The 566-nt window shown below is 66.6% G+C and carries 1 pseudogene; it reads left to right on the forward strand.

The features are described from left to right. Positions 1 to 60: 60 nt before the first annotated feature. Positions 61 to 566: pseudogene (locus tag NZH93_RS43860) on the forward strand (IS5 family transposase); the annotation flags it as partial.

The raw sequence follows: 566 nt of genomic DNA on the forward strand, positions 1-566 counted from the left end.
AGAGGCTGTCTCACGTGGATCCCTCGGGGCTGTTTGGCATGATCGTTGGTCGTGGATGACCTGTCGCAGCGCTTGGTGCCTGACGAGTTGTGGGCCTTGGTCGAGCCGTTGATTCCTGGGTTCACCGCCCGTCCTCAGGGCGGTGGCACCACGCCGGTCGATGATCGGGCGGTATTCACCGCGATCGTGTTCGTGCTGACCAGTGGCTGTCAGTGGCGACTGTTGCCACCGTCGTTCGGAGTCACCGTGCCGACCGCGCACCGCCGCTTCACCGACTGGACCAAGGCCGGGCTGTGGCGGCGGATGCACCGGGCGGTGCTCGACGAACTCGGTACCCAAGGACTGATCGACTGGTCCCGCGCGGTCCTGGACGGAGCATCCGTTCGGGCGAAAAAGGGGGAACCATGACCGGCCGCAACCCCGTGGATCGAGGCAAGCCTGGGTCGAAGATCCACGTCCTGACCGACCGGCAGGGCATCCCGCTGTCGGTCGCGGTGTCCGGTGCCAACACCCACGACTCCCACGCGCTCAGGCCGTTGGTGATGGCGATCCCCGCGATCCGGTCC

The organism is Umezawaea endophytica (assembly GCF_025061645.1).
GTDB lineage: Bacteria > Actinomycetota > Actinomycetes > Mycobacteriales > Pseudonocardiaceae > Umezawaea > Umezawaea endophytica.